We start from the raw sequence: 24,621 nt of genomic DNA, 5'->3' as shown, positions 1-24,621 counted from the left end.
CGTGGCCGGAGCCGCCGCGCTGATCCTCGCCGCAAACCCCGGCCTCACCCCGGCTCAGGTCGCCACGGTCATGTTCGGCAATGCGACACCCAACATCGTGACGAACCCCGGCACCGGTTCACCCAACCGGCTGCTGTTCACCAGCACTGGCCAGCCGCCGTCGATCGTCGTGCTGTACCGCTTCTACAACGGGTCCGACCACATCAGCGCCACGGGCAGTCCGGGCGGCTCCTACCGGCTCGAAGGCTCACTCGGCCGCATCCACACCACGCAGGTGTCGGGGACCGTCCCGCTGATGCAGTGCCGTGTCGGCGCCGACTACTTCACCTCGCGCGCGAGCAACTGTGAGGGTCAGGTCGTCGCCGGTGTGATCGGCTTCGTGCACGCGTCGCAGATCTCCGGCACCCACGCGCTGTATCGCTGCGTGGTCCGGGGCAACGGTCAGCACTTCGATTCGACCGCCGGCAACTGCGAGGGTCAGATCACCGAGGGCGTGCTGGGCTACCTGCTCGACTGATCACATAGGACAGTGCGTGCAGGATCAGGGCAGATTAGGCTGCGGGATGCCCACCATGGTGTCCCGCAGCTGCATCTCGGCGGCGATTGCGCTGAGCCATGCGGACAGGCCCGTGGCGATCAGTGCCACGCCGGCACGTAAGTGTCGAGGTAACCGCACATCCCGTGGCGGCCGCGCTCGGTGGGCTCTGCCAGCTGATAAACGTCCGCATTGGACAGATGCGGCGCGCCGCCCGCCTCCAGCGAGTCCAGATGTTGGCCCGTGGCCTGTGCGGCGGCCAGTGCGCCCGCCTCCCAGGTCGCGCGCCACCGCTTCAACTGCGGCTGGACGAGTCGCACGGCCGCCGCGTGGAACTCCCGCAGCGGGCCGAAATCGCCCGCGAGCGCTGCGTCGCGCAGCCGCTCGAACCCCTCGACGGCCAGCTCGCGGCGGTCCGGCACGGCGGGGCGGGCGACGGTGGCCGCGTAGGTGACCCCATCTTCCAAATAGGACGGTGGGAAGGTGAGCACGGCATCGCCGGCCTCGGGCAGCCCGCTGTTCTGCATGATGACGGCGATGCGCAGGTCGCCGTCGTTGATCAGGCGGTGGATGGTGCCGGGTGGGAACCACACGACCGCACCGGCTTTGAGCGGCGTTTCCCGGTACCCCGTCAAAGTCAATGTTTGTACCGAGCCGGAACCCTCGATGACCACATAAGACTCACTGCAGGCAAGGTGCATGTGGGGCGAACCGCTCTGCGGATAGACGGTCAGGTGCGTGACCCCGACACCGCCGGGCAGGCCGGGAGAGTTGCCGGTCATCGGTGCCTCCAGCTCTCGGAAAGGGCTTTCCCGCGACGCTATCAGCTATGCCCGGACGACCGCCACGTGCGGCTGCCCCGATGCCGGGTGGCCGTCAAGCGATCCGGCGCAGGGCCAGCGCCGCTGCTGCCGGGATGATGGGAAGCAGCGGCAGCGAATATCGCACGTCGATGGCCGAAAGCGTCAGTGACACAGCCATGAGGGCACCGCCCGCCGCGAGCAGCATCAGGACGTCGTGCCGATCGCGCACCGGCAGCTTGGCCCGCCGGACGACGATGGCGATGGCCGCGATGACCGCCAGGCACAGCAGCAAGAGCGGCGGTGTCGCCGCGAACCGGCCGTAGTGCCAGAGCGTGGCGTTGATCGGGGTGATCGTGGCTCCGGCCGGGCCGGCGGCCTCCGGTTGGAAGCCGGACACCATGAGTGCCGGACCGCAGACGTCACCCCGCTGCGTCACGGGCCCAGACGGCATCCGCCAGAGGTCGTTGATGCAGCGCGTGTGCGGCTTGCCCTGCCAGCCGGGCTGCACGAAGTGGACCGCGTCGGTCAGCACCGTGCGGGCGAAATCGCCCGGCTGATGCTTGATGACCTTCATCGCGAAGCTGCCATAGGCGTCGTCGCCGGCCCGTCCGGGATAGACATCGGTCAACCGGGCGGGGTCGCCGCCCCACAGGTAGGTGTCCGGCCCGAGGCGTTCGGACACCGGCTCGGCTGGGCAGATGCGCCGGTCCTCGGCCGTGAAGCCGGGGTTGGCGCAGTCGACGAACGGAGTCGTGCGCGCCCAGAGAAACCTGCCGGACCAATGGTTGAGCGCGTATTTCCCGTAGTGGTGATGGAACCACACCGAATAGCCGCATATGGGAATCGCCACAGCGAGTGCGAACGTCAGGACCCGCCGCCAGCCGACCCTGCGCAGCAGCAGGTAGCCGAGGAAGATCACAACGAGGACCTGCCCGACCGTCCTGGTCAGCGCAGCACCGGCCACGAGCACTCCGGCGACGGCGTAGACAAACGTCGGCAACTGCTCGCGCCACAGCAAAACGCACACCACTGCCGTGAGAAGCACGACGAAGAGCGTTTCGGACAGGATGTAGTGCTCCAGCGTCACCTGCCGGGCGTCGAGCAGAACCGGCACCGCCGCGAGCGCGGCCACCCAGTGGCGCACCCCGCGCCGCAGCAGCAGCGCGTAGATCGCGATGGCGACGGTCAGGCCGAGCAGATGTTGCACCAGCGCCACGACGCCGACCTGCCCGGTGACCGAGAGGACGGCCAGGAAGGCGGGATATCCGAAGGGCCAGATGTCGTCGGGCGCGTGGAACTTGGCCGACCCCATGTAGCGGGCCGTGTCCATGAAGGAGCCGAAGGCCGGATAGTAGGCGATGGTCGTCAGCACGCGCAGGGCGACGCCGACCGCGAGCAGGGCCAGCAGCGGCAGATGCGGCCGGATGCGCCGAAGCCTTGCCCCGCTGGGGGTCTGGCCGGGCGGACGCTCCTGCGATTGAGCGGGCGTGGCGAGGATGGCCGCTTCGCTCACGCTGTCCCTCCCCGTCCATGTGACTTGGCTGCGCTACTTTACACCGCGCGGCAGGCCTGCCAGCGATCAACCGCTCGCTTTGCGAGACTTGGCGCATGCGGAAGCTGATAGTGCACGAGTATGTCTCCGCCGACGGCTTCGCGGCCGGGCCGGACGGGAGTCTGGACTGGCTGACCGAGGTCGGGGGTGAGGTCGACCGGCTGATGCTGCGCGAGCTGGAGGGCATCGACACGATCCTGCTGGGCGCGCGGACCTACGAGCTGTTCGTGCAGTTCTGGCCGACGCCCGAATCGAAGGGCGAGCTCATCGCGGATCGCCTGAACGCCACGCCGAAGGTCGTGTTCTCGACCAGGCTCGACCGCGCGCCTTGGGGCGCCTGGCCGCCGGCTCAGGTCGATGCGAGCGGCAGCCCCGTCGACAGTGTGGCCGAGCTCAAGCGCCGGCCGGGCAACGCGATGGTCGTCTGGGGCAGCATCACGCTGGCCCAATCGCTGATCGAGGCCGGTCTGGTCGACGAGATTTGGCTGGGCGTGGCGCCCGTGGTGCTGGGCGGCGGGCGCGGTCTGTTCGCGTCGGGGGCGCGGTTCGAGCTGATCGGCACGCAAAGCTTCGCCGACACCGGCATCGTGATGATCCGCTACCGCCCCGCTTTGCGTTGATCATGAACTTAAATCCATTCTCGACGGCGCGTCACCGCACAAACCTCATGATCAACGCAGCGAATCGACCATGAAGTTTCGGAAACGACAGACGCCGTCGAACATGGATTTAAGTTCATGATGAACGCAAGCGGGGGGTGATGCGGTAGGTGATGAGTGATCGCGGGGGGACGATGCCCGTGAAGGTGCCGCCGCTGACGGCCAGGGGTGGTTGCGGTGCAGTGTTGTTGCTGCCATTGGTGAGGTACGGCAACGCCGTGCCCGTTGCCACGCCGACGTCGCGCAGCGCGCAGGTGCTCGCGATTGCGCTCGTGGCCGCGTTGAGCGCGACGACAACGACCGAGCCGTCGGTGTTCTTGAACGCGCTCACCCGCAGGTCGCTCTCGCCCACGCTCGCGCCGGCGCGCACCGCACCGGGCCGGATGAACCGGCTGTAGTTGACAAACGTGTAGTAGCGCTTGGCGGGCAGCACGTTCGTGCCGTCGAGCCGGATCAGGCCGCTGTTGCTGTTGGGGTTGTGCCAGATGCCCCACCAGTACAGGAACGCGTTGAGGCGGGCCATCGTCAGTCCATTGTGGATGTTCTCCGCCCAGCTGAACCCCGACTGCTCGCTTCCGTCGTCCCACGCGGGATTCCAGGCGCCCTCCCCGTGCGACCATTCGGACTGCCACACCGGTTTGCCGCCCGTGTCGACCGCCGAGTCCGGCGCGGACGAATACCCATGGCTGGTGAACAGCGACACGGCCGAGCTCGCCGCGCTGTCGGCGAGGACCGCGCGCGTGTAGTCGGCCAGCAGATCCCAGCCGAGCGTGTCGCAGCACGCGATCCGCGTGGCCAGCCCCGACGCGCGCAACGCCGGCCCTAGCACCTTGACGAAGTCCACCGCCTGGGCCGGATCCACCAGCATGCTGGAGTAGTGCGTCGTCCAGTTCGGCTCGTTGACGAAGCCCAGATAGGACACGTCGATCCCGGCCTGCCGGTAGAACCGCAAATACTGCACCAGATAGTCGGCGTATGCCCGGCGCCGGTCACTGCGCAGCATGCCGCCATTGGCTTCGTCGCCGTTGGTCTTCATGAAGCCGGGCGCGCTCCACGCACAGGCGTAGATCGTGCGAACGCCGTAGCTCATGGCCTGCCGGGTCAGCCAAAGCTGACCCCAATCATCCCGATCCCACACGTATGCCGGAGCTGTGGACGGCTCGGGCGCGATGGTGTGCGCCACGTCCGACGGGATCAGGTTGCGCAGGATGCTGAACCCGGCCCCGGCCGTCGGGCTGAAAAGCATGTCCAGCGCCCGCCGGCGCACGGGGGTGTCGCCGAGCTCGCGGATGAGGTTGGCCGCCCCGAATGCGCCGGAGATCCCGAATCCGTCGATGGTCTGGTGCACCCGCGAGCCGTCGACGACGACCGTCGTCGCCCGCCCGTCCGCGACCACCTTGGGGTTCATGGTGCTCACCAATATCACGTATCGCAGGAAACTGACAGGCATCAACCCATGGACAAGTCTCGCTTCCAGCGCTCTAATTTTTTTAAACGTTGGGCCCGCGACGACCTTGACGGGCCCTCGGAACCGTTTGGGAGGTTACGACATGACCGAAGTCGAGCGGGCAAAGCGAGAGGTGGCGGCGTGGCGCAGGGTCGCCGGCACGGACAACCCGGCCGGCCCGCTGTTCACGGGCGGCGAGTTCGCCGAGGCCGAGATCGTCCTGGCCACCGTCGGCGGCTCGGGGCGCTGCGGCACCGCGTGCAGCGGCTCAAGCTCACGTTTCTGCTGCTGATGGTCGCCCACGGTGTCCAATGACGACACCGGTGACTTCATCCCCGCGCTGGGTTGCCTGGTCGGGCCGGCAATAGCCGACCTGGCGGCCCGGCTCGGGTCGATCGCGGGGCTCGGGCAGCCCGAGCGCGACGCGTTCTGCGCGGGAGTCACCGAGGCGCTGTACGAAACGGTTCACCGCCACGTGAGCCGGGTGCTCGTGCTGGAGCTGAACGCGGCCCGGGTCACCGGGCAGCTGCGCGCGGGCAGCGAGCGGGAACGCTGGGACGAGTTCCTGGCGCTGGCCAACGACCGGGCCTACTGGGACGGGCTCAGCGAGCCCTACCCCAACCTGATGGTCCAGCTGGATCGCCTGATCGGCAACCGCATCCGGGCCAGCGCGCAGCTGGGCGAGCGCTTCGCCGCCGACCGTGCCTCGATCGGGCTGGGGGAGTTGCGGAAGGTCGCGTTCGGCGCGGGGGACAGCCACCGTGGAGGGCAGACGGTGGCGATCCTCGACTGCGCCGACGGCCCGATCGTCTACAAACCACGGTCCATGCGCATCGACGCCGAACTGGGCGCCTTCGTCGCACGCCTGCCGACGCACGTGCGCGTGCCGTCGGTCATCCAGCGCGGCGGCTACGGCTGGGCAGAACACGTGACGCACCGCCACTGCGCCGACGAATCCGAGCTGGCCTCGTTCTACCGTGGCATCGGACACTGGCTCGCGGTCATGCGCCTGGTCGGAGGCGTCGACCTGCACGCGGAAAACCTGATCGCCTGCGGGCCGGTCCCGGTCGTTGTCGACTGCGAAACCCTGTTCATGCCGATCCTTCCCGGTATCGTGTCCGGCGACGGCCAGGCGGTCGATCTGGCCACGGACATGATCGACGCGACCGTGCTGCGCACCGGGCTGCTGCCCGGCCGCGGCATCGTGCTGGGCTGGCGCGGTGTGGACAACTCCGCGGTGGGCGCGCTGCCCGGCCAGCAGCCGGTGTGGGATCAGCCCGCCATCATCGACGCGGGCAGCGATCGGGCGCGCATCGGGGTCGAGCGGGTCGAGATGCCGGTGTCGGCCAACCATCCGAGCGCGCAGCCGGAACTCGCCCGCTATTGGGGCGAGGTGATGACGGGCTTCGACGAGCTGGCCGGACACCTGGTCGGGCTCGACCGCGCGGGGGAGCTGGAGCCCATGCTGGCGGCGTTTGCGGACTGTCCGATCAGGGTGGTGGCGCGCGTGACCGAGGCCTACGCGGAGGTCGCCCGGATGCTGTGGCACCCGGTCTCGCTGCATGACCCGGAGCCCGCGTTCGGCCGTGCGGCCCGGCTTCTGGCCAAGATGCACGAGCTGCTTCCCGTGGCGCCGAACGATCCGGACGTCATCCGGGCGGAGATCGAGGACCTGCTCGACGGCGACATCCCGTTCTTCACCACCGTCGCCGGTGTCGGGCGGCTGGACGGGCCGCGCGGCACGAAATGGATGCCGGAGAAAGATCTCGTGCGGGACGCACTCGAACGCTGGCGCGCCACGGGTCTGGACCTCGAACGCCGGTTCATCCAGGCGACACTGGTCAGTGCGTATCTCAACGAGGGCTGGACCCCGGGCGAGGAGCCGATGTCCGCGGGCTCGCTTGATATGTCCAATCTGGACAAACGGCGGCGAATGCTCGCGGCGGGCATCATGCAACGCCTGGTGGACACCGCGATCCGTGGGCATGACGACGGCACGGTCACGTGGATCGCGCCCATCCTGAACGACACCGGGTGGTCGGTGCAGCACCTGGGCCGCGATCTCTACGCCGGATCGCACGGCGTGGCGCTGCTGCTCGCGGGCTATCAACGAGAAGTGAGGATGGGCCGGGCCGATGCGGTCGCCGGGCTCGACGAGCTGTTGCACGGCATCGTGCTGACCGTGAAGAAAATCGAGGACCGTGGGGCCAAGCAGCGCGCCGACGGTCTCGTGATGCGGCCCGAACCGCCGGGCGGCTACATCGGGCTCGGCTCGCAGATCTGGTCGTGGCTCACGTTGGAGCGGTTCGGGTTCGCCGAGGGTCCGCAGCGGGCGCTGGCGCTCGCCGAACTGCTGCCCGCGGCGGTCGAGGCGGATCAGGCGTATGACATCCTGCTCGGCATGGCCGGGGCCATCGCGCCGCTGCTCCAACTGGCGCGACGGACGGGCGACGATCGCTGGACCGACCTGGCGGCCGGCATCGCGCAGCGGCTTGCGAAGGCGGCCCGCGTCGACGGGCGCGGTGCGCGTTGGCCCGCCACCCGCTGGCCCGACGGGATCGGCGGATTCGCACACGGTGCGACCGGAATCGGATGGGCGCTGAGCCTCGTGCCCGGCTTCGAGAAGCTGAGCCGTGCGGCGGCCGAATTCGAGGAGTCGACCTATGACGCGCACGCTCGCGGGTGGCGCGATCTGCGCCAGCCCAGTATGACAGCGGCGGCGTGGTGCCACGGATCCGTCGGGATCGGACTGTCCGCTGTAGACCCTTCGTTGCGTAGGCGAGCCGCCGATGTCACGTGGCGCGACGGCATGGGCTGGAACCACACGCTGTGCCACGGCGACCTGGGCGCGTGGGAGTTGCTGAGGGACCACATCGAGCGATCCACATTGGACGCCTACGTGATCGGCAGCCTGGAGCGCAACGGGCCGGTCAGCGGGCTGGCGCGCGACACGTTCTCGCCGGGGCTGCTTCCGGGCCTGGGCGGTGTGGCCTATCAGCTGTTGCGCATGCACGACGAGTGCGACCTGCCATCGGTGTTGATTCAACATGGAAATTGAGCTGGAGACGCCGTACTGGCGGCTGGAAGGCGGCAGGCGCGCCTGGCCCCGGCTGGGCATCATCCGCGACGCGGCGCTGCGCCCGGTCGTGGTCATCCTGGTGCTGCAGCTCGCGGGCGGCGTGGCCACGGCATTGGGTCTGTTGGCCACAACGTCCTTTGTGGAGAAGCTGCTCGGCGGCGAGCTCGCGTTGAAGGAACTGGCGTTTGTCACGGCGGCGTTCGGCGTGCGCGGCGCGTGCAACGCGGGCGTCGGTCTGGCCCAGGCGCGGGTCAATCCGAGGGTGCGTCGGCTGGCGGAGGAGCGGCTGGTCGATGCCAGCCTGCGGACTTCGCTTAGCGCGTATGACGATCCGGCGTTTTACGACCGCATGCACCGGGCACGTGACCGGGGACTGCTGCACCTGGAGATGGCGTGCGACAACCTCGTGGACGTGGCGGGCGCGGTGTTCTCGGTCGCGGCCGCGTGCGTGAGCCTGGCGGTGCTGCATCCGGCGCTCATGCCGGTGCTCCTGCTCGGTGTGCTGCCCGAGGCGTGGGCGGTGATGCGGGGCGCACGCCTGCAATACGCGAGCATGGCCCGGCTCGTCGCCGTGTCCCGCCGCATCGTGATGGTCACCGAGCTCGCGACCAAGCGGGAGTCCGCCGCCGAGATCCGCGCGAGCCAGGCCGAACCGTTCGTGCTCCGCGAATTCCGCGAGGCGGCCGATGTCTATCGCGATGAGAATATTCGCGTTGGTACCCGGGCAGCGCGCATCCGTGCGCTCGGCCGCCTGATGGCCGGGGCCGGAATCGTGCTCACCTTCGGGATGCTCGCACTGCTCGTGCAGGTGGGCTGGGTGCAGCTCGCGGCCGCGGGCACGGCGGTGCTCGCGATCCGCACGGCGACGGCCGCGCTCACGCAGGCTGTGCTGGCCGGCAACCAGCTGGCCGAGCACGGGCTCTACATCGCCGATTACGAGGACTTCCTGGCCGACGCGGCGGGACGGGTTCGGCCCGCGCGGTCTGCGAGGGCGGTTGCCCCGGAGCGGATCGAGCTGCGCGGCGTGAGCTTCGCCTATCCGGGGTCGGATCGGCAGGCGCTGCACGCCGTGGACATGACCCTCCATCGTGGAGAGACGATCGCGCTGGTGGGCGAGAACGGCTCGGGCAAGACCACGCTGGCCAAGCTCATGGCCGGGCTGTACCAGCCGACGGCCGGCACGATCGCGTGGGACGGCGTTGACGTCGCCACCATCGACCCGGCGAGCTTCGCCGACCGCATCGTGATGGTGTTGCAGGATCCCGTGCAGTGGCCGCACACGGCCCGGTCCAACGTCCATATCGGACGGCACGATCGCGACGACCCCGGCGATGTCGCGTTGCAAGAGGCGGCCGAGCGGTCGGGTGCGGCCGAGGTGGTCGCGGGACTGTCGCGCGGCTGGGACACGTTGCTGTCCAAGTACTTCCGGGGCGGACAGGATCTGTCGGGCGGGCAGTGGCAGCGCTTCGCGGTCGCGCGGGGGCTGTATCGCGACGCGCCCGTGCTGATCTGGGACGAGCCCACCGCCCCGCTGGACGCCAAGGCCGAGTTCGCCGTGTACGAATCGCTGCGCAAGATGGCCGACGGGCGCACGGTCATCCTCATCACCCACCGGCTGGCCAGCATCCGCCATGCCGACCGCATCTACCTGCTGCACGAGGGACGGTTGGCGGAGCAGGGCACCCACGCCTCGCTCATGGCGCAGGGCGGCCGCTATGCCGAGCTGTATCAGCTTCAGGCGCGAATGTACGGAGAGCACGTTGCGGCCTAGTTGGCTTGTCCTGCCGGACGACCCGGATTACGTGTGGACGAGACGCCGCTACGTCGGGCGGCACGACCGGCTCGCGGGCGCGGTGGCGCGCTGCCGTACGCCGCAGGATGTGTCGGCTGCGCTGGCCTACGCCCGCGAGCGGGGGTGGCAGGTCGCGGTGCGCAGCAGCGGGCACAGCTACGCCGACCATTCGTCGACCGGCGGGATGCTGATCGACCTAAGCGCGATGCGCGATGTCGTACTCGAGTCGAGTGCGGTCACCGTCGGCAGTGGACAGACGCTCGGGCGGCTGTCGGATGAGCTCGCGCGGCACGGCAGGCTCGTGCCGTCCGGGTCGTGTCCGACCGTCGCGATCGGAGGGATCGCGCTCGCGGGCGGGTTCGGGTTCCGCGGGCGGCTGCACGGCTTGACGACCGATCAGCTGATACGGGCCACAATCGTGCTGGCGGACGGTGTGATCACGACGGTCGACGAGTCGCGTGACGCCGAGTTGTTCTGGGCCCTGCGTGGGGCGGGCGCGGGCAACTTCGGCGTCGTGACAGACCTGACCCTGCGCACGTTTCCGCTGACGGCGCTGCATGGCCTTTACGCCCGTTGGCCGCTGGCGCACGCGGTGACTGTACTCGATGCCTGGCAGCATTGGGCGCCTTACCTTCCGGACGAGTCCACTGTGGAGGCTTATCTGGTCGCGTCCGATTACGACGATGAACCCGCGCATGTGGAGATCTGGGGCGTGACTCCGGACGCTGGGCTGCTGGCCGAAGCGCTGGGGCTCATCGGCGTACCCCCTGAAAAATCAAGGGGTTTTGCACTTTCTCCGGCCGATGCCGCGCGCTACCTCTGCGGGTGGATGATCCGCGAAAACGAGCCGCTGTGGGTGCCCGACGGCCCGTTCGACCGCCCGGCCCACGCCTATGTAAAATCCGAATTCTTCTCTTATGTGGTACCGGCATCGGCCCTCGCCGAGTTGGCCGAATCGCTTGTGGCGCAACGGGTCTACGGCGAATATCGCGATGTCGAGTTCACCCCGTGGCGTGGCGCCTACGCACGCGGCCAAGGCGCCTTCATTCATCGGGATCCGCACGCGCTGATCAGCCACACAGTCCTGAATGGAGCGAACGCCACGCCGGAACGCTTGCGCGGCGCCGAATCCTGGCTCGCACGGTCACACGCGGCCCTGCACCAATACGGGAACGGTCACGTGTACCAGGGCTACCCCGACCCGCACCTGCCGGACTGGGAGCACGCCTACTACGGCCATCACGCGCGTCGGTTGCGTGCCGTCAAGTCCAAATACGACCCTGATGCGGTGTTCACGTTTGCTCAGTCGCTCTGAAACGGCGGCCCGGCCCCGTGGTGGAGCGGGGCCGGGCCGCGCTGATCAGTCCTGGCTCTCCTGGCGGGCCGGCAGCTCGCCCAGCAGCGTGAACTCGAACTCGTGCTGCGCGTCGTCGCCGCCGTCCTCGGGCGAGGACACCGTGTATGACTCCACGCGGAAGCCCAGGCCGAGCGTGTCGGCCGCCTTCACATGCTCGACCACCTCGTCAATGGAGGAGAGGTAGCCCTTGTAGATGATGCTCGCCTCGTCGACCAGCGCCTCGGCGCCGGCGTCTTCAATCATCAGTTCCGTCACGGTTAGAGACTAGGGCAGCGCCTGATCGGGGCGGCGGGTGGCGTCCGCGGTGCTGTGAACGCTAACAAAGCCGCTGTTCACTATTGTTGCCACGTCTTGACTAACGGCCATGTTATCGCTCACAGTCTAGTGGGAATAGAGCCATGGCACGGCCTGAGTCCGGCGCAGGGCAGCCGCTCGGCACGACAACTACATCGACGTGCCTGCTCGCCCATCAAGACCCACCAAGGCGCACGGCCTCGCTGTGCCCGGCAGCGAGGCCGTGTTTCATCGGCCGCGGGTGTTTCACCTCGGCCTCCCGCCCCGCCCCGCCTCGGCCTCCCGGCCGTCTCTGCTGGCCTCCCGCCTCGGCTGGCTTCCCGCCTCGGCTGGCTTCCCGCCTCGGCTGGCTTCCCGCCTCGGCTGGCTTCCCGCGTCGGCCGGCCGCCAGGGCCGCTTGGCCACCTTCTGGCACCCGCCGGGCCGGGTGACCCCTAATCCAGGTCGGTAGCTGCAGCACTCTCCGCAAGAAACTCCTCCCAGGTGCGGGTGCCGAGCGTGGCACCGGACAGGCGGAGGTTGTCGCCCGCGCGGTAGGCACGGCCCACCTTTCCCGGGAGCCGGACCGGGAGCAGGGCACGCCGCTTGCCGGTCGCTCGCAGGTAGGATCTGATCAGCTCGCTCGCGGTGTAAACGGTCGGGCCGGCGATGTCGGGCACGAGCCCGGAAGGGGCGCCCAGCGCGAGCTCGGCGATGCGTGCCGCGACATCGCGCGGGTCGACCGGCTGCAGGCGAAGCCCGCCCGGTACCGCAACGATGGGAAGCTTGGCCATCTTCTGGATCATCGTGAACACGAGGCCGTGGAACTGGGCCGCGCGAAGAGTGCTCCACGGAGTGCCCGACTCGGCCACGGCCCGCTCGGCGGCGAGCTTCGACTGGAGCCAGGCCAGCGGGAGGCGGTCGGCCCCGATCACCGAGATGCACACAATGTGCTTGACTCTCGCTTTTGACGCGGCCCGCACGAGGTTGGCGGTCGCGACATCGTCGCCCTTCTGACCCCCGGCCAGGTGCACCACGACCTCGGCGCCATCCACCGCGCTCTCGATCCCCTCGCCCGTGAGCAGGTCACCTTTGAACCGGTCGGTGGACGGGTCGGCGTGGCGGCTGAGCACGCGCACGGGCCGGCCCGCGTCGCGCAGGAGCGGCACGACCAGCCGGCCGAGCGTGCCCGTGCCACCGGTGACCAGGATGGGTGATGTCATGTTCTTGGTCTGCATACTCGGGTTGACACGCGGCACGGAAGGAATGTGACAGCAGTGACTGGCGACACTCTGCCGATCGAACGGTTCGAGGAGCACCGCGGTCATCTGCGCCGGGTGGCCTACCGGATGCTGGGCACGCTGCACGAGGCCGACGACGCGGTGCAGGAGGCGTGGCTGCGCGCGAGCCAGGCCGGCGTCGCCGGCGTGGACAACCTCGGCGGCTGGCTGACCACCATCGTGGCCCGCGTGTGCCTCGACGTGCTCCGCTCACGCGAGACGCGGCGCGAGGTCCACGTCCCTGATCCGATCATCAGCTCGGGCGAGGAGCTGGACCCGGAGCACGCGGCGGTGCTGGCCGACTCCGTCGGGCTCGCGCTGCTCGTCGTGCTGGAGACGCTGAGCCCCGCCGAGCGGCTCGCGTTCGTGCTGCACGACATGTTCCACGTGCCGTTCGAGGGGATCGCCGAGCTTATCGACAAGACCCCGGCCGCCACGCGGCAGCTGGCCAGCCGGGCCCGCCGCCGGGTACAGGAGCAGGCCCCCGCGCCCGACCCCGACCTCGCGCGGCAGCGTGAGGTGGTCAGCGCGTTCTTCGCGGCCTCGCGCGACGGCGACTTCGCAGCGCTCGTGTCCGTGCTCGACCCCGACGTCATGCTGCGCTCGGACGGCGGGATCTCGCGGCCGCGCTTCAACCTCATTCTCCAAGGCGCGAAAGACGTTGCGCGCCAGGCGTTCACATCGCGCAAGCTGTCGCCGTTCGTGCGCCCGGCCCTCGTCAACGGCGCGGCCGGTGTGGTGGTCGCGCCTCAGGGCACGCCAGCCTTCGTCATGGCCTTCACCGTCACCGGCGGCCGCATCGTGGCCATCGATGTGCTCGCCGACCCCGACCGTCTCAAACAGCTCAACATCTAGCGGCGACGCGACGGCGGCGCGCGATCAGGCAACGGGGTAGACATCGACGGGAACCAGCGTCTCCCGCCTCACCTGCCGGCCCGCGCGCAGCCTGAGCATCGTGTCGACGCCGATCTCGGCCAAGCGTTGTGTATCTTGCACAATGGTCGCCCGAAGCGGGGACGCACCCGTGTTTATCGCCGCCCTCGCCTCGGCGGTGCCGTCAACGCCCACGACCGCGAGGTCGCGGTGTGCCTCGCAGCCCCTGCCGTGCTCCAGGATCGCGTCGGCCGCGCCCAGGGCCATCTCATCGTTGGTGCAGAAGATCGCGTCCAAGGCCTCGCCGCGTCGATCGGCCTGACGGAGGCGCTGCGCGACGATGTCTTGGGCGAGATCCCGGTCGAACATGCCAAGCCGGCTCATCTGGACGTCCGCCTTCGGCAGCAGTTCGAGCAATCTCGCCTCGAACCGGTTTTGCCGGCCGTGCTGGGAATCGCCGCCGAGCGCGAGGACGAGCGGGTCGTCGCGGCCGCGTCCGGTCAGTTCCCGTGCCATCCAATCGGCCGCCTTCTGCCCGATCTCCTCGGGGTCGCAACCCACGAAGGCCGAACCAGCCGGATATATCGTGGGATGGGCGAAGGGGCGCACGTCAAGGAAGACGAGTGGGATGCGCATCTGCCGAGCCAACTGCGAGAGCTCGCCGCCGTCATCCACCGGTTCGGTGACGGCCATAAACGCCCCGATGTATCCGTGCTGTCGCTTTTGGAGGGCCGCCAGCTGCCGGGACCGGATCCGGCCCGACTGGTCGTGCGGGGGAAGCCGCACCACCATGTCGATCCCGTGACGATCCAGCGATCGCGAAAGCTCCTGCAGCAGGCTCGCCAGAAATCGGGTGTGGGTGAATGCGGAGATCAGCACGAATGCCTGGGGCCGCCCGCGAGTCACCCGGCGGGCGATGAGAAACGCCACCATGGCGGCGGTCAGTGTCGTCGTGGCCAACAGCCATGTCGGCGCCGTGGCGAACCTCGGCGGAATGACCACGACCGTCATGAGCTTTGCGGCACCGGCGAAGATGGCGGTGCTCGCGAGCGAGATCGCCAGGTCGCGAAGCAACCGGCCACTCTGATCATCCATTTGCATGCCCGCATCTCTAGAGCGCTTCCGCCCATTATGGATGCGTTAGTCAACCACCTCGCGGCTCCGCCCGCTTGCCCCGCGCCCGCTTGCCCCGCGCCCGCTTGCCCGCTTCCCGCTTGGCCCCCACCCGCTTGGCACGCCTGACCTGGCCTACTTGCCCGTTGGCCTGCTTGGCCGGTTACACGTCGGCTCCGTCTAGCGGTCATCCACGGCTGTTGACCATGAAGTAAATACCGCGACACGCTGTCGAACATGGACATAGGTTCATGATCGATGCGAAAGGGCTGGAGGTTCGGAGGGGTTAGAAGCGCCAGTTTGATCTGGTTTGCCAGTAGCCGGCGGTCAGTTGACGGGTGTGGTGGTAGAGGCGTCCGGCTACGGGGGCGGCGAGCCAGAGGAAGACGATGACGTAGTACGCCAGCAGGGCGCTTTGGATGGTATCCAGCGGCGGCTTGAGCAGGATCGGAACCCACAGCTGGCTGAACTCCGGCGTGAAGTGGCACAGCTCCTCGATGCCGCCCGCGCCATAGCATTCCTTGGGCCAATGTCCATAATAGACCGCGCTGGAGATGGCGCCCCACACCGACAGGCCCAGCGCCGCGAGCGTGAGCAGATCGGCGAGGGCGCTGCCGGCATGGCCGATGCGCGCGGCGAGGACCAGTGACGCGGGCAGGATGCCGAAGAGGAAGAACCGTGGTCCCCACGTCCACCCGCCGTGCCATGCCCACCAGCTGGCATAGAGCACAACGAGTCCAGCCGTGAACGCCACCCACAGCCGATAGACCTGCGCGAGCTCGGGACCACCAACCTGGCGCAACCGCTGGTACGCCGGCAGAGCCAGCCCGGGTAGGAAGAACAGCAATCCACGGCCGAAGGAGAACAGGATCGCGGCGACGCCGAGCACGAACGGATAAGAAAATCTGGGCAGTCCGGAGTACGGCATGATGGTCCGGGCGCCATGGCTGCCCTCGTATCCGCCGTTGCGCAGCCAGATCTCCAAACCGACCAGTGCGGTGCCCGCGACGACCACGACCAGTATTCGCAGGCGCTGCCGCCGCAGGATTTCCATTGTGGACACCATGCCGAGGCCCACGAGGCTGGCGGGAATGTTCGCGGCGCCGAGCACCACCGCCGTCCAACCGGCGGCCCTCATGCCCCGGCGACCGATGACGGCTGCCATGAGGCCGGCGCCGACCGCGACGAGGGTAAAAATTTCGCCATAGAAATCATTGACCGCGGCGGCGACGAAGCTCCCGGAGATGAGCAACAGCAGGAACCGGTGCAGCAGCGAGGGTTCGACTCGATGGCGCAACATGAGCGTGAAGGCGGCAAGTGCGGCGCAGAAAAAGATGATGTTGTAGTAGGGCACTATCACCATCGGCGCGTCGAAGGCCTTTTCGAGCAGCCACAGCGGCGTCGCGAAGATCGGGCCGATCAGCGAGTAGTCCCCGTCCGGCAGCTCGCCGGTGCTCAGCAAGTGGTTCAGGTAGAGGTATCGGTGATGGCCGTCGCCGATGAGCTTCTTCTCCTGTACCAGACCCAGGTTGACCAGTCCGATGAGGATGAGGGCACGCTCCACGAGCAGGCGGGCCCGCTTGCGTGGCGGTTGGCTGATGGCCGGAAGCTCTCTTAACGCGGCAGACACAGTGAAATGATGCACCAATAGCGCCCGTCGCCAACGGGCGCGAATCAGCCTGCGCACCCCGGCGAGTCGCTAGCGACTCGCCAGGCGGCGGACGCCGGCGAGCCAGCGGTCGGGGTCGGTCGCCTTGCGCTGCTGGAACGTGGCCACCTCGGGGTGGGGCAGGATGAGGAAGCGTTCCGCCGCAAGGCCCTCGATCACCGCATCGGCCACGTCGGACGGTTCGATGATCGTGCCGGCCGTGGCAACGGCGAGCGCGGCCGGGTCATTGCGCTCCAAGCCTTGCATGAGCATGCGCGTGCGCACGCCCTGCGGGCACAGCGCGCTGACCCGGATCCCGCGGTCGCCATATGTCGCGGCGAGCCACTCGGCGAACCCGACCGCCGCGTGCTTGCTGACCGTGTAGGGCGCGTCGCCGAGCGAGGTGAGCAGGCCCGCCGCCGAGCACGTGTGCAGCAGGTAACCGGATCCGCGCGCCAGCATGTCGGGCAGCACGGCACGGGCCGAATACACGTGCGCCATGACATTGACCGACCACGCGAGCGCCCAGTCGGAGTCCGGCGCATCGATCCCACTCCCGAACGCCACACCCGCGTTGGCGCAGAACAGGTCCACCTCACCTGCCGTCGCGACAAGGCTTTCGACCTGTTCAGAAGACCCGACATCGCACGCGACCGCCTCCGCGTCCAACTCCGACGCGAGCGCAACGGGGGCCTCCAGATCGGCGAGCACAAGATGGGCCGCGCCCTCCGCCCGAAACCTGCGCGCCAGCGCCTCGCCGATGCCCGCAGCAGCGCCCGTGATGACGATTCGCTTCCCCTCGACCCGCATGACGGAGTAGCATACCGACCGGTCGGTTCGGAAGGAAGGATTGGCGTGAGTCACTACCGGAGCAACCTGCGCGACCTGCGGTTCAACCTGTTCGAGGTGTTCAAGATGGGCGATGTCCTAGACCGCTACGACCTTGACTCCGACACCGTCGACGACATGCTCACCGAGGTCGACCGGCTCGCGCGCGGCCCGATCGCGGAGTCGTTCGCGCAGGCCGACCGCCACCCGCCCGTCTACGACCCGGCCAGCAAGACCGTCACGATGCCCGAGGGTTTCAAGGAGTCCTACCGGTCCTATATGGACGCCGAGTTCTGGCGCCTCGACATCCCGCCGGAGGTCGGCGGGACTCCCGCCCCGCGCATGCTGTGGTGGGCCATTGTCGAGCTGATCCAGGGCGCGCAGGCACCAGTCTTCATGTTCGGCGGCGGGCCCGCCTTCGCCGGGCTGCTGCACCGCATCGGCACGCCCGCGCAGCAGCGCATCGCCGAAATCATGCTGGAGCGTCGCTGGGCCGCCACGATGGTGCTCACCGAGCCCGACGCCGGTTCGGATGTGGGCGCCGGGCGCACCAGCGCCACCCGCAACACCGGCCCGGACCCGGCCGCGCGTCCCGGCGGGGACCAAGGCGAGACGCCCGCGGCCGTGAGACACGACGGCTCGTGGCGCATCAACGGGGTCAAGCGGTTCATCACCTCCGGCGAGCACGATCTGGAGGAGAACATCGTCCACTTTGTCCTCGCCCGCCCCGAGGGTCACGGGCCGGGCACCAAGGGTCTGTCGATGTTCCTCGTGCCCAAGCACCTGTTCAACCCCGACACCGGCGAGCTCACCGAGCGCAACTCGGTCCATGCCACCAACGTCGAGAAGAAGATGGGCATCAAGGTCTCGACGACGTGCGAGCTCACCTTCACCGACGCCATCGGCTGGCTCGTGGGCGAGGTGCACGACGGCATCGCGCAGATGTTCAAGGTCATCGAGTTCGCGCGCATGCAGGTGGGGGTGAAGGCGATCGCCGCGCTGTCGACCGGCTATCTCAACGCGCTTGATTATGCGCGCCAACGGGTGCAGAGCGCCGACATGACGCGCATGGCCGACAAGACCGCGGCCCGCGTGACCATCGACCATCACCCCGATGTGCGCCGGATGCTCATGCTGCAAAAGGCTTACGCCGAAGGGCTGCGCGCGCTGTATCTCTACACGGCCAGCTGGTTCGACCGCACCGAACCGCACGCCCGCAACATGAACGATCTGCTGCTGCCCATCGTCAAGGGCGTCGGGTCGGAGCGGTCCTATGAGATGCTCGCGCTGTCGCTGCAAACCCTCGGCGGATCGGGCTTTTTGCAGGACTATCCGATCGAGCAATACCTTCGCGACACCAAAATAGACACCATCTACGAGGGCACGACCGGCATCCAGGCGCAGGACTTCTTCTTCCGCAAAATCGCGCGCGACGACGCGGCCGCGCTCAACCTCCTGCTCGACGAGGTCGCGGCCGACCTGCCCGACGCCGTGGCCGAGGTGCGCGCGATGGTCGACTGCATGCTGCGCTGGATCAAGGCCTCGGCCCAGGAGCCCACCGAAATCTACAAGGTGGGGCAGAACACCACGCGCCTGCTCATGAGCGTCGGTGACCTGCTGGTCGGCTGGCTGCTGCACCGTCAGGCGCAGATCGCTCTCGGCAAAACGGACCCCTTCTATGTGGGCAAGGTGGCGGTGGCGCGGTTCTTCGAGGCGACCGTGCTGCCCACGCTGACCACCAACCGGCGCATCGTCGAGCAAACCGACAACGCGCTGATGGACGTCGACAGTGAGTCGTTCTAACGCCCGCGCACGCATCCTCGATGCGGCCCTGGATCTGTTCGCAGACAAGGGCTTCGACGCGACGGGCGTGCAGGAGATCGTGGTCCGGGCCGGAGTCACCAAGGGTGCGCTCTACCATCACTTCACGTCCAAAGAGGACATTCTCTTCAGCTTGTACGGTGAAGTGCTCCGCGTGCAGCTGGAAGACCTCGACCGAATCCTGTCCACCGACAGGGATCCCATGTGGAAGCTGCGCGCCATCATCGAGAGCCTGGTCGTGAGCACGGCTGCGTCCGCCAAGGCCGCCGCCGTCGTCACGCGCGAGATGTCGCATGTGGACAGCGGGCGGCACCAGCAGCTCAAGCAGGACTGGCGGCGCTATCAGGACTCGGTGCGCACGCTCATCCGCGATGCTCAGGCCGACGGCAGGTTCGCGTCGGCCGCCTCGCCCGAGATCGCCTCGTGGGCCGTGTTCGGCGTGGTGACGTCCTTGCACACGTGGTATCGCCCGGACGGACCCAAGTCGGCCCGTGACATCGCGCAGGAGCTGGCCGACCTCGTGCTCGCCGGACTTGCCCCGAAGGAGGACCATGTTCGAGTCGTATGAAGAGCTTCGCCAGGCGGTCGGGACCTTTGTCGGGCATAGCGACTGGGTGACCATCGATCAGGAGCGGATCAACACGTTCGCCGACGCCACGGGCGACCACCAGTGGATCCACGTCGATCCCGAGCGCGCGGCGCGAGGCCCGTTCGGCACGACCGTCGCGCACGGCTATCTCACGCTCTCGCTGATCCCGATGCTCGCGGCCGACGTGGTGGCCGTCAAGGGTGCGCGGATGGGCGTCAACTACGGGCTGAACCGGGTCCGGTTTCCGGCCCCCGTGCCGGTGGGTTCGCGGGTGCGGGCGGCATTCGAGCTCGTGTCGGTGGATGACATCGAGGGCGACGGCGTTCAGGTCGTCACGAAGGTCACCATCGAACGCGAGAGCGCCGATAAACCCGTCTGCGTAGCCGAAACCGTATCCCGGAGCTACCGCTGATGCCGCTCATCCGCGTTGATCATGAGCTTGGATCCATGTACGACGGCGTGTCGTGGCATCAACCTCATGGTCAACAGCAACCGGATCGATCATGAAGTTTGGGAGACGACGCGCCGTTGAACTGGACTCAAGTTCATGATCAACGCGAAAAGGTGGATGGGTGAAGGGGAGTTGATGAAGTGAGAGCGTGGCAGGTGGTCGAGAATGGTGAGCCTTCGTCTGTCATGCGGCTGTCCGATGTGGATGAGCCGGCGCCAGGCGAAGGCGAGGTGCTGGTGCGGGTGCGCGCCGTGGCGCTGAACTTCCCCGATGTGCTGCTGGCGCGCGGGCAATACCAGATCCGGCCCCCGCTGCCGTTCACGCCGGGCGTCGAGCTGTGCGGCGAGGTGGTCGAGACCGGGGAGCGGGTCATCGGGTCGCCGGTGCTGCCGCACGGGGCGCTCGCCGAGTTCGCGGTGATGAACCGGGCGGAGCTCCTGCCCGCGCCGTCCTCATTGGACGACGCCGAGGCCGCGAGCCTGCTCATCGCGTACCAGACAGGATATTTCGCTCTTCATCGGAGGGCCAGGCTGCAGCCCGGCGAGACGCTGTTGGTCCACGCGGCGGCCGGCGGGGTGGGCAGTGCGGCTGTCCAATTGGGAAAGGCCGCTGGCGCAACGGTTATCGCGGTTGTCGGTGGCGCGCAAAAGGCCGCGGCCGTCAAGGACGCCGATGTGGTCATCGACCGGCGCGAGCAGGACTTTGTCGCAGTGGTCAAGGAGGTCACGGGCGGGCGCGGCGCGGATGTCATCTACGACCCGGTGGGCGGCGAGGCCTACGCGGGGTCGGCCAAGTGCGTCGCGTTTGAGGGGCGCATTCTCGTCATCGGTTTCGCCGGCGGGACCATCCCGACGCCGACGCTCAGCCACGCGCTCATCAAGAATTACTCCATCGTGGGCGTGCATTGGGGGCTGTACCGGCAATACGATCCACAGTCCATTGTGGACGCGCACGCCGAACTGACGGGCATGGCCGACGCGGGCACCCTCAGGCCCCTCATTGGTGGGCATCTTTCGATGGATCAGGCGGCCGAGGGGCTCACGCGGCTGGGCGCGGGCGAGACCATGGGGCGGCTGGTGGTCACGCCATGATCGGGCTTGACCTGGAGAAACTGGGCGCTTACCTCGGCACGAGCGGGCTGACCGGCGAACTGATCGCGGGCGGTAGGTCGAACCTCACCTATCGGGTGTCGGGTCCGGACGGGCCGTTCATCGTGCGGCGCCCGCCGCTTGGGCATGTGCTCGCCACAGCGCACGACATGGCGCGCGAGCATCGCATCATCACCGCGCTCGGCCCGACGGGTGTGCCGGTGCCGCGCACGATCGCGCTGTGCGAGGACGTTTCGGTCATCGGTGCGCCGTTCTACGTCATGGAATATGTGGCGGGCCACATCTATCGCACGGCCGCGCAGGCCGCCTCGCTCGGGCCGGCGCGGCTTGCCCAAGCGGCGGCATCGATGATGGGCGTGCTCGCCACGCTGCACGAGATCGATCCGGCGAGCGTCGGGCTGGGCGACTTCGGGCGGCCCGCCGGATATCTGGAGCGGCAATTGACAAGGTGGCGCAAGCAGCTCGACGCGTCGCGCAGCCGTGACCTGCCCGGGATCGACAAGCTGCACGAGCGGCTCGCGGCTTCCGCTCCTGAGCCGATATACATAGGGATCGTCCACGGCGATTATCGCCTGGACAACCTCATCATGAACGATGCCGACCAGGTCGCCGCCCTGCTCGACTGGGAGATGGCCACGCTCGGCGACCAGCTCACCGACGTCGGGCTGCTGCTCATGTACTGGGAATTGCTGGTCACCGGCCGGGGCATGTTCGGCGCGCCGCCGCCGGACGCCCGCTTCCCGTCCGACCTCGCCTCGCTCTACCCGCGCGACACGCCCGACCTGAACTGGTACATAGCCTTCGCGAACTACAAACTCGCCGTCATCGCCGAGGGAATTCATTTTCGGTACCAGGCCGGCCAAACCGTCGGTGAGGGTTTCGAGAAGATGGGCGCCGCCGTGCCCGTCCTGGTCGCCCGCGGCCACGAGCTGTTGGAGGGCTGATGGACTTTTCCCATGGCGCCGAGACTCAGGCGCTCATCCAAAAGCTCAACGCCTTCATGGACGAGCACGTCTATCCGGCCGAACCCGTGCTGGCGCAACAGCTTGCCGAGGGTCCCAAGTGGACGACGCGGCCGATCGTCGAGGAGCTGAAGGCGACTGCCCGGGAGCGTGGCCTGTGGAACCTCTTCTGCGAGCTGCCCAACCTGACCTACGCCCCGCTGGCCGAGATCTCCGGGCGCAGCCCGAATCTCGCGCCCGAGGCGATGAACTGCAGCGCGCCAGACACGGGCAACATGGAGGTGCTCGCCCAGTTCGGCACCGACGAGCAGAAGGAGCGATGGCTCAAACCCTTGCTGGACGGGCGGATCCGGTCCGCGTTCTGCATGACCGAGCCCGACGTGGCGTCGTCGGACGCCACGAACATTTCGACCTCGATAACGCGAGACGGCGACGACTACGTGATCAACGGGCGCAAGTGGTGGTCGTCGGGCGCGATGAACCCCAACTGCGCGATCTTCATCGTCATGGGCAAGACCGACCCGGGCGCCGAACGCCACCGCCAGCAGAGCATGATCCTGGTACCGCGGGACACGCCCGGAGTCACGGTGGTGCGCCCGCTTCGCGTCTTCGGGGACGTGGACGAGGCCCACGGCGGGCACGCCGAGGTCTTGTTCGAGGATGTCCGGGTACCGGCGGAAAACATCATTGCCGGGGAGGGTGAGGGGTTCGCGATCGCGCAGGCGCGCCTGGGCCCCGGCCGCATCCACCACTGCATGCGCCTGATCGGCATGGCCGAGCGCGCGCTGGACCTGATGATCGGAAGGTCCCGGGAACGGGTCGCGTTCGGCAAACCTCTTGCGGCGCAAGGGGTGGTGGCCGACTGGATCGCCGGGTCGCGCGTGCGCATCGAGCAGGCCCGCCTGCTGGTGCTCAAGACCGCATGGCTCATGGACACCGTGGGCAACAAGGGCGCGCACACCGAGATCCAGGCCATCAAGATCGCGACTCCCGCCATGGCCGAGTGGGTGATCGACAAGGCGATCCAGGTGCACGGCGGTGGCGGCGTGAGCCAGGACTTCCCGCTCGCCCGGCTCTGGGCGGCCGCGCGCACGCTGCGCCTGGCCGATGGCCCGGACGAGGTACACAAGATGTCGCTCGCCAAGCGAGAATTGAACCGTGAACGTTGACCTGGACGGACCGGTGCACTACGTGGACTTCGGCGGCCCGCGGGACGCGCCGCGGGTGGTCTACGTGCACGGGCTCGGTGGCTCCCACATCAACTGGAACGCGCTCGCACCCCTGCTTCAGCGGCACTTCCGGGCGGTCGCGGTGGACCTGCCCGGGTTCGGGCTGACCCCCGCCGCCGGGCGCAAGACATCGGTCGCAGCCAATGCGCGCGTGCTACGCCGATTCCTGCGGATCATCGTCAAAGAGCCTGCCATGCTGATCGGCAACTCCATGGGCGGGTTTGTGTCGATGACCGTCGCGGCAGGCGAGCCCGAGCTGGTGGACCGGCTGGTGCTCATCGATCCCACGCTGCCGCTGGCCCGCGGCGTCCGCGTCGATCCCGCCGTCCGCAAGCAGTTCTTCCTGCATGGGCTGCCGTGGGTGGGGGAGCGCGTGCTCGCCCGGCGCTACGCAACCGTGCCCGCCAAGCAGCGTGTGACCGAGGTGCTCGCGCGGTGCTGCCTCGACCCGGCGCGCGTGCCGGCCGACATGTTCGAGGCGCTGGTCGAGCTGGAGACGTCGCTCACGGAGCAGCGTGACCACGCGGCGGTCCACCTGGCGGCCGCACGATCCATCGTCTACGGGCTGGCGTGGCCGAAGTCGTACTGGCGGCTGATGCGGGCCATCGACAAGCCGGTGCTGCTGTTGCACGGCAAGCACGACCGCCTCATATCGGTCGACTCGGCGCGCGAGGCGGCGCGGCGCCTGCCCGAATGGACCTACGTGGAGCTGGAGGCCGGGCACATCCCGATGATGGAGGTGCCGGAGCTGGTGGCCGAGCAGATCGTCAGCTGGGCACGACTACCGCGCGTCCCTTGAGCGTGCCCGCCGCGAGGCGCGCGTAGGCCTCGTCGATCTCGTCGAAGCCGAACTCCTCCACATCGTTGCGGAGGTGGCCGGCATTGGCGAGCGCGATGACGTCCTGCGCGTCGGCGATGGTCGAGCCCTGGAACGTGAACACCTCGCCGTCGCGGGGCAAGGTGCCAAACCACGGCTTGTCGAGCTTGCCGCCGCCGGAACCGATGAGCCCGTAGGCACCGCCCGGCCGGAGCATGCCGATTCCATGCGCGATCGTCTCATCCGTGCCGACGAAGTCGAGCACCGCGTCGGCATGCTTGGCGGGCTTGACCAGAGCGCCGAGCTCCTCCGCATAGGACAGTCGCGCCGGATTGGTGTCGACGGCGTGCACTGTGGTGGCCGTGAGCACCCGCAGGAACTGGACGGCGAACGCGCCGAGCCCG

22 protein-coding genes and 1 pseudogene are annotated in these 24,621 nt (G+C 68.3%); 14 read left to right on the top strand and 9 right to left on the bottom strand.

Translation table 11 applies throughout. The features are described from left to right. A pseudogene (locus tag DM816_RS43865) lies at positions 1 to 517 on the top strand (S8 family peptidase); the annotation flags it as partial. A 119-nt stretch (positions 518 to 636) separates the two neighbouring features. On the opposite strand, the gene DM816_RS25000 reads toward DM816_RS43865, so the two are convergent. Further along, complete coding sequence (locus DM816_RS25000) at positions 637 to 1,317, bottom strand: cupin domain-containing protein (RefSeq protein ID WP_117212839.1); 681 nt, start codon at positions 1,315 to 1,317, stop codon at positions 637 to 639. Positions 1,318 to 1,411: 94 nt separating this feature from the next. Beyond that, positions 1,412 to 2,851, bottom strand: coding sequence for a phospholipid carrier-dependent glycosyltransferase (locus tag DM816_RS24995; protein ID WP_117212838.1), 1,440 nt, complete (start codon positions 2,849 to 2,851; stop codon positions 1,412 to 1,414). A gap of 95 nt (positions 2,852 to 2,946) precedes the next feature. Between DM816_RS24995 and DM816_RS24990 the strand changes: the two genes are divergently transcribed. Continuing rightward, complete coding sequence (locus tag DM816_RS24990) at positions 2,947 to 3,510, top strand: dihydrofolate reductase family protein (RefSeq protein ID WP_117212837.1); 564 nt, start codon at positions 2,947 to 2,949, stop codon at positions 3,508 to 3,510. A gap of 115 nt (positions 3,511 to 3,625) precedes the next feature. Here the strand turns inward: DM816_RS24990 and DM816_RS24985 are convergent, their stop codons facing one another. Further along, positions 3,626 to 4,957, bottom strand: a complete 1,332-nt coding sequence (locus DM816_RS24985; protein ID WP_162907805.1) for a glycoside hydrolase family 30 protein — start codon at positions 4,955 to 4,957, stop codon at positions 3,626 to 3,628. A 142-nt stretch (positions 4,958 to 5,099) separates the two neighbouring features. On the opposite strand from DM816_RS24985, the gene DM816_RS24980 reads away from it, so the two are divergent. The 4 genes from DM816_RS24980 to DM816_RS24965 are packed head-to-tail and all read left to right on the top strand — an operon-like array spanning position 5,100 to position 11,182. After that, the gene (locus tag DM816_RS24980) at positions 5,100 to 5,288 is read left to right on the top strand and encodes a DUF6229 family protein (protein ID WP_117212835.1); all 189 of its coding nucleotides are present in this window, start codon (positions 5,100 to 5,102) and stop codon (positions 5,286 to 5,288) included. 12 nt (positions 5,289 to 5,300) lie between these two features. After that, entirely contained in the window at positions 5,301 to 8,054 is a 2,754-nt protein-coding gene (locus tag DM816_RS24975) for a type 2 lanthipeptide synthetase LanM family protein (protein WP_246002211.1), read from the top strand. Further along, positions 8,044 to 9,846, top strand: a complete 1,803-nt coding sequence (locus tag DM816_RS24970; protein ID WP_117212834.1) for an ABC transporter ATP-binding protein — start codon at positions 8,044 to 8,046, stop codon at positions 9,844 to 9,846. The genes DM816_RS24975 and DM816_RS24970 overlap by 11 nt, the downstream gene beginning before the upstream one ends. Beyond that, positions 9,836 to 11,182, top strand: coding sequence for an FAD-binding oxidoreductase (locus tag DM816_RS24965; RefSeq protein WP_162907804.1), 1,347 nt, complete (start codon positions 9,836 to 9,838; stop codon positions 11,180 to 11,182). Before DM816_RS24970 ends, DM816_RS24965 begins: the two co-directional genes overlap by 11 nt. A 45-nt stretch (positions 11,183 to 11,227) precedes the next feature. Here the strand turns inward: DM816_RS24965 and DM816_RS24960 are convergent, their stop codons facing one another. Further along, positions 11,228 to 11,479, bottom strand: coding sequence for a hypothetical protein (locus DM816_RS24960; RefSeq protein ID WP_162907803.1), 252 nt, complete (start codon positions 11,477 to 11,479; stop codon positions 11,228 to 11,230). 473 nt (positions 11,480 to 11,952) lie between these two features. Further along, on the bottom strand, positions 11,953 to 12,720 hold the full coding sequence (locus DM816_RS24955; RefSeq protein WP_117212840.1) for an SDR family oxidoreductase: 768 nt from the start codon (positions 12,718 to 12,720) through the stop codon (positions 11,953 to 11,955). 54 nt (positions 12,721 to 12,774) lie between these two features. Here DM816_RS24955 and sigJ point away from each other — a divergent pair, with 54 nt between their 5' ends. After that, complete coding sequence (gene sigJ / locus DM816_RS24950; RefSeq protein WP_117212831.1) at positions 12,775 to 13,632, top strand: RNA polymerase sigma factor SigJ; 858 nt, start codon at positions 12,775 to 12,777, stop codon at positions 13,630 to 13,632. Between the two features lie 24 nt (positions 13,633 to 13,656). Here the strand turns inward: sigJ and DM816_RS24945 are convergent, their stop codons facing one another. The 3 genes from DM816_RS24945 to DM816_RS24930 form a co-directional block, all read right to left on the bottom strand. After that, on the bottom strand, positions 13,657 to 14,751 hold the full coding sequence (locus tag DM816_RS24945; protein ID WP_117212830.1) for a sugar ABC transporter substrate-binding protein: 1,095 nt from the start codon (positions 14,749 to 14,751) through the stop codon (positions 13,657 to 13,659). Between the two features lie 298 nt (positions 14,752 to 15,049). Then, positions 15,050 to 16,393: a hypothetical protein gene (locus tag DM816_RS24935; RefSeq protein ID WP_117212829.1), complete on the bottom strand. Its 1,344-nt coding sequence runs from the start codon at positions 16,391 to 16,393 to the stop codon at positions 15,050 to 15,052. 69 nt (positions 16,394 to 16,462) lie between these two features. Next, positions 16,463 to 17,221, bottom strand: coding sequence for an SDR family oxidoreductase (locus DM816_RS24930; protein WP_117212828.1), 759 nt, complete (start codon positions 17,219 to 17,221; stop codon positions 16,463 to 16,465). Between the two features lie 45 nt (positions 17,222 to 17,266). On the opposite strand from DM816_RS24930, the gene DM816_RS24925 reads away from it, so the two are divergent. The 7 genes from DM816_RS24925 (at position 17,267) to DM816_RS24895 (ending at position 24,199) form a co-directional block, all read left to right on the top strand. Beyond that, positions 17,267 to 19,042 (top strand): acyl-CoA dehydrogenase, encoded by a 1,776-nt coding sequence (locus tag DM816_RS24925; protein WP_117212827.1) that lies wholly within the window; start codon positions 17,267 to 17,269, stop codon positions 19,040 to 19,042. Continuing rightward, a complete protein-coding gene (locus DM816_RS24920; RefSeq protein WP_117212826.1) occupies positions 19,029 to 19,628 on the top strand; it encodes a TetR/AcrR family transcriptional regulator in 600 nt (199 codons plus the stop codon). Before DM816_RS24925 ends, DM816_RS24920 begins: the two co-directional genes overlap by 14 nt. Further along, entirely contained in the window at positions 19,612 to 20,061 is a 450-nt protein-coding gene (locus tag DM816_RS24915; RefSeq protein WP_117212825.1) for a MaoC family dehydratase, read from the top strand. The genes DM816_RS24920 and DM816_RS24915 overlap by 17 nt, the downstream gene beginning before the upstream one ends. Positions 20,062 to 20,240: 179 nt before the next feature. Next, positions 20,241 to 21,191, top strand: a complete 951-nt coding sequence (locus DM816_RS24910) for an NADPH:quinone oxidoreductase family protein (protein WP_117212824.1) — start codon at positions 20,241 to 20,243, stop codon at positions 21,189 to 21,191. Next, positions 21,188 to 22,153 carry a phosphotransferase family protein gene (locus DM816_RS24905; protein WP_117212823.1) on the top strand — a complete coding sequence of 322 codons (966 nt, stop codon included), beginning with the start codon at positions 21,188 to 21,190 and terminating at the stop codon, positions 22,151 to 22,153. The genes DM816_RS24910 and DM816_RS24905 overlap by 4 nt, the downstream gene beginning before the upstream one ends. Continuing rightward, positions 22,153 to 23,340 carry an acyl-CoA dehydrogenase family protein gene (locus DM816_RS24900; protein ID WP_117212822.1) on the top strand — a complete coding sequence of 396 codons (1,188 nt, stop codon included), beginning with the start codon at positions 22,153 to 22,155 and terminating at the stop codon, positions 23,338 to 23,340. Before DM816_RS24905 ends, DM816_RS24900 begins: the two co-directional genes overlap by 1 nt. Continuing rightward, a complete protein-coding gene (locus tag DM816_RS24895; protein WP_117212821.1) occupies positions 23,330 to 24,199 on the top strand; it encodes an alpha/beta fold hydrolase in 870 nt (289 codons plus the stop codon). The genes DM816_RS24900 and DM816_RS24895 overlap by 11 nt, the downstream gene beginning before the upstream one ends. Here the strand turns inward: DM816_RS24895 and DM816_RS24890 are convergent. Further along, positions 24,168 to 24,621: zinc-binding dehydrogenase (locus DM816_RS24890; protein WP_162907802.1), on the bottom strand; the 454-nt coding region annotated here is incomplete at its 5' end. The two genes, DM816_RS24895 and DM816_RS24890, sit on opposite strands and share 32 nt — an antisense overlap.

The organism is Allorhizocola rhizosphaerae (assembly GCF_003426775.1).
GTDB lineage: Bacteria > Actinomycetota > Actinomycetes > Mycobacteriales > Micromonosporaceae > Allorhizocola > Allorhizocola rhizosphaerae.
The sequence above is the reverse complement of the archived record's forward strand: the minus strand, read 5'-3'. Positions and strand labels throughout refer to the sequence as shown.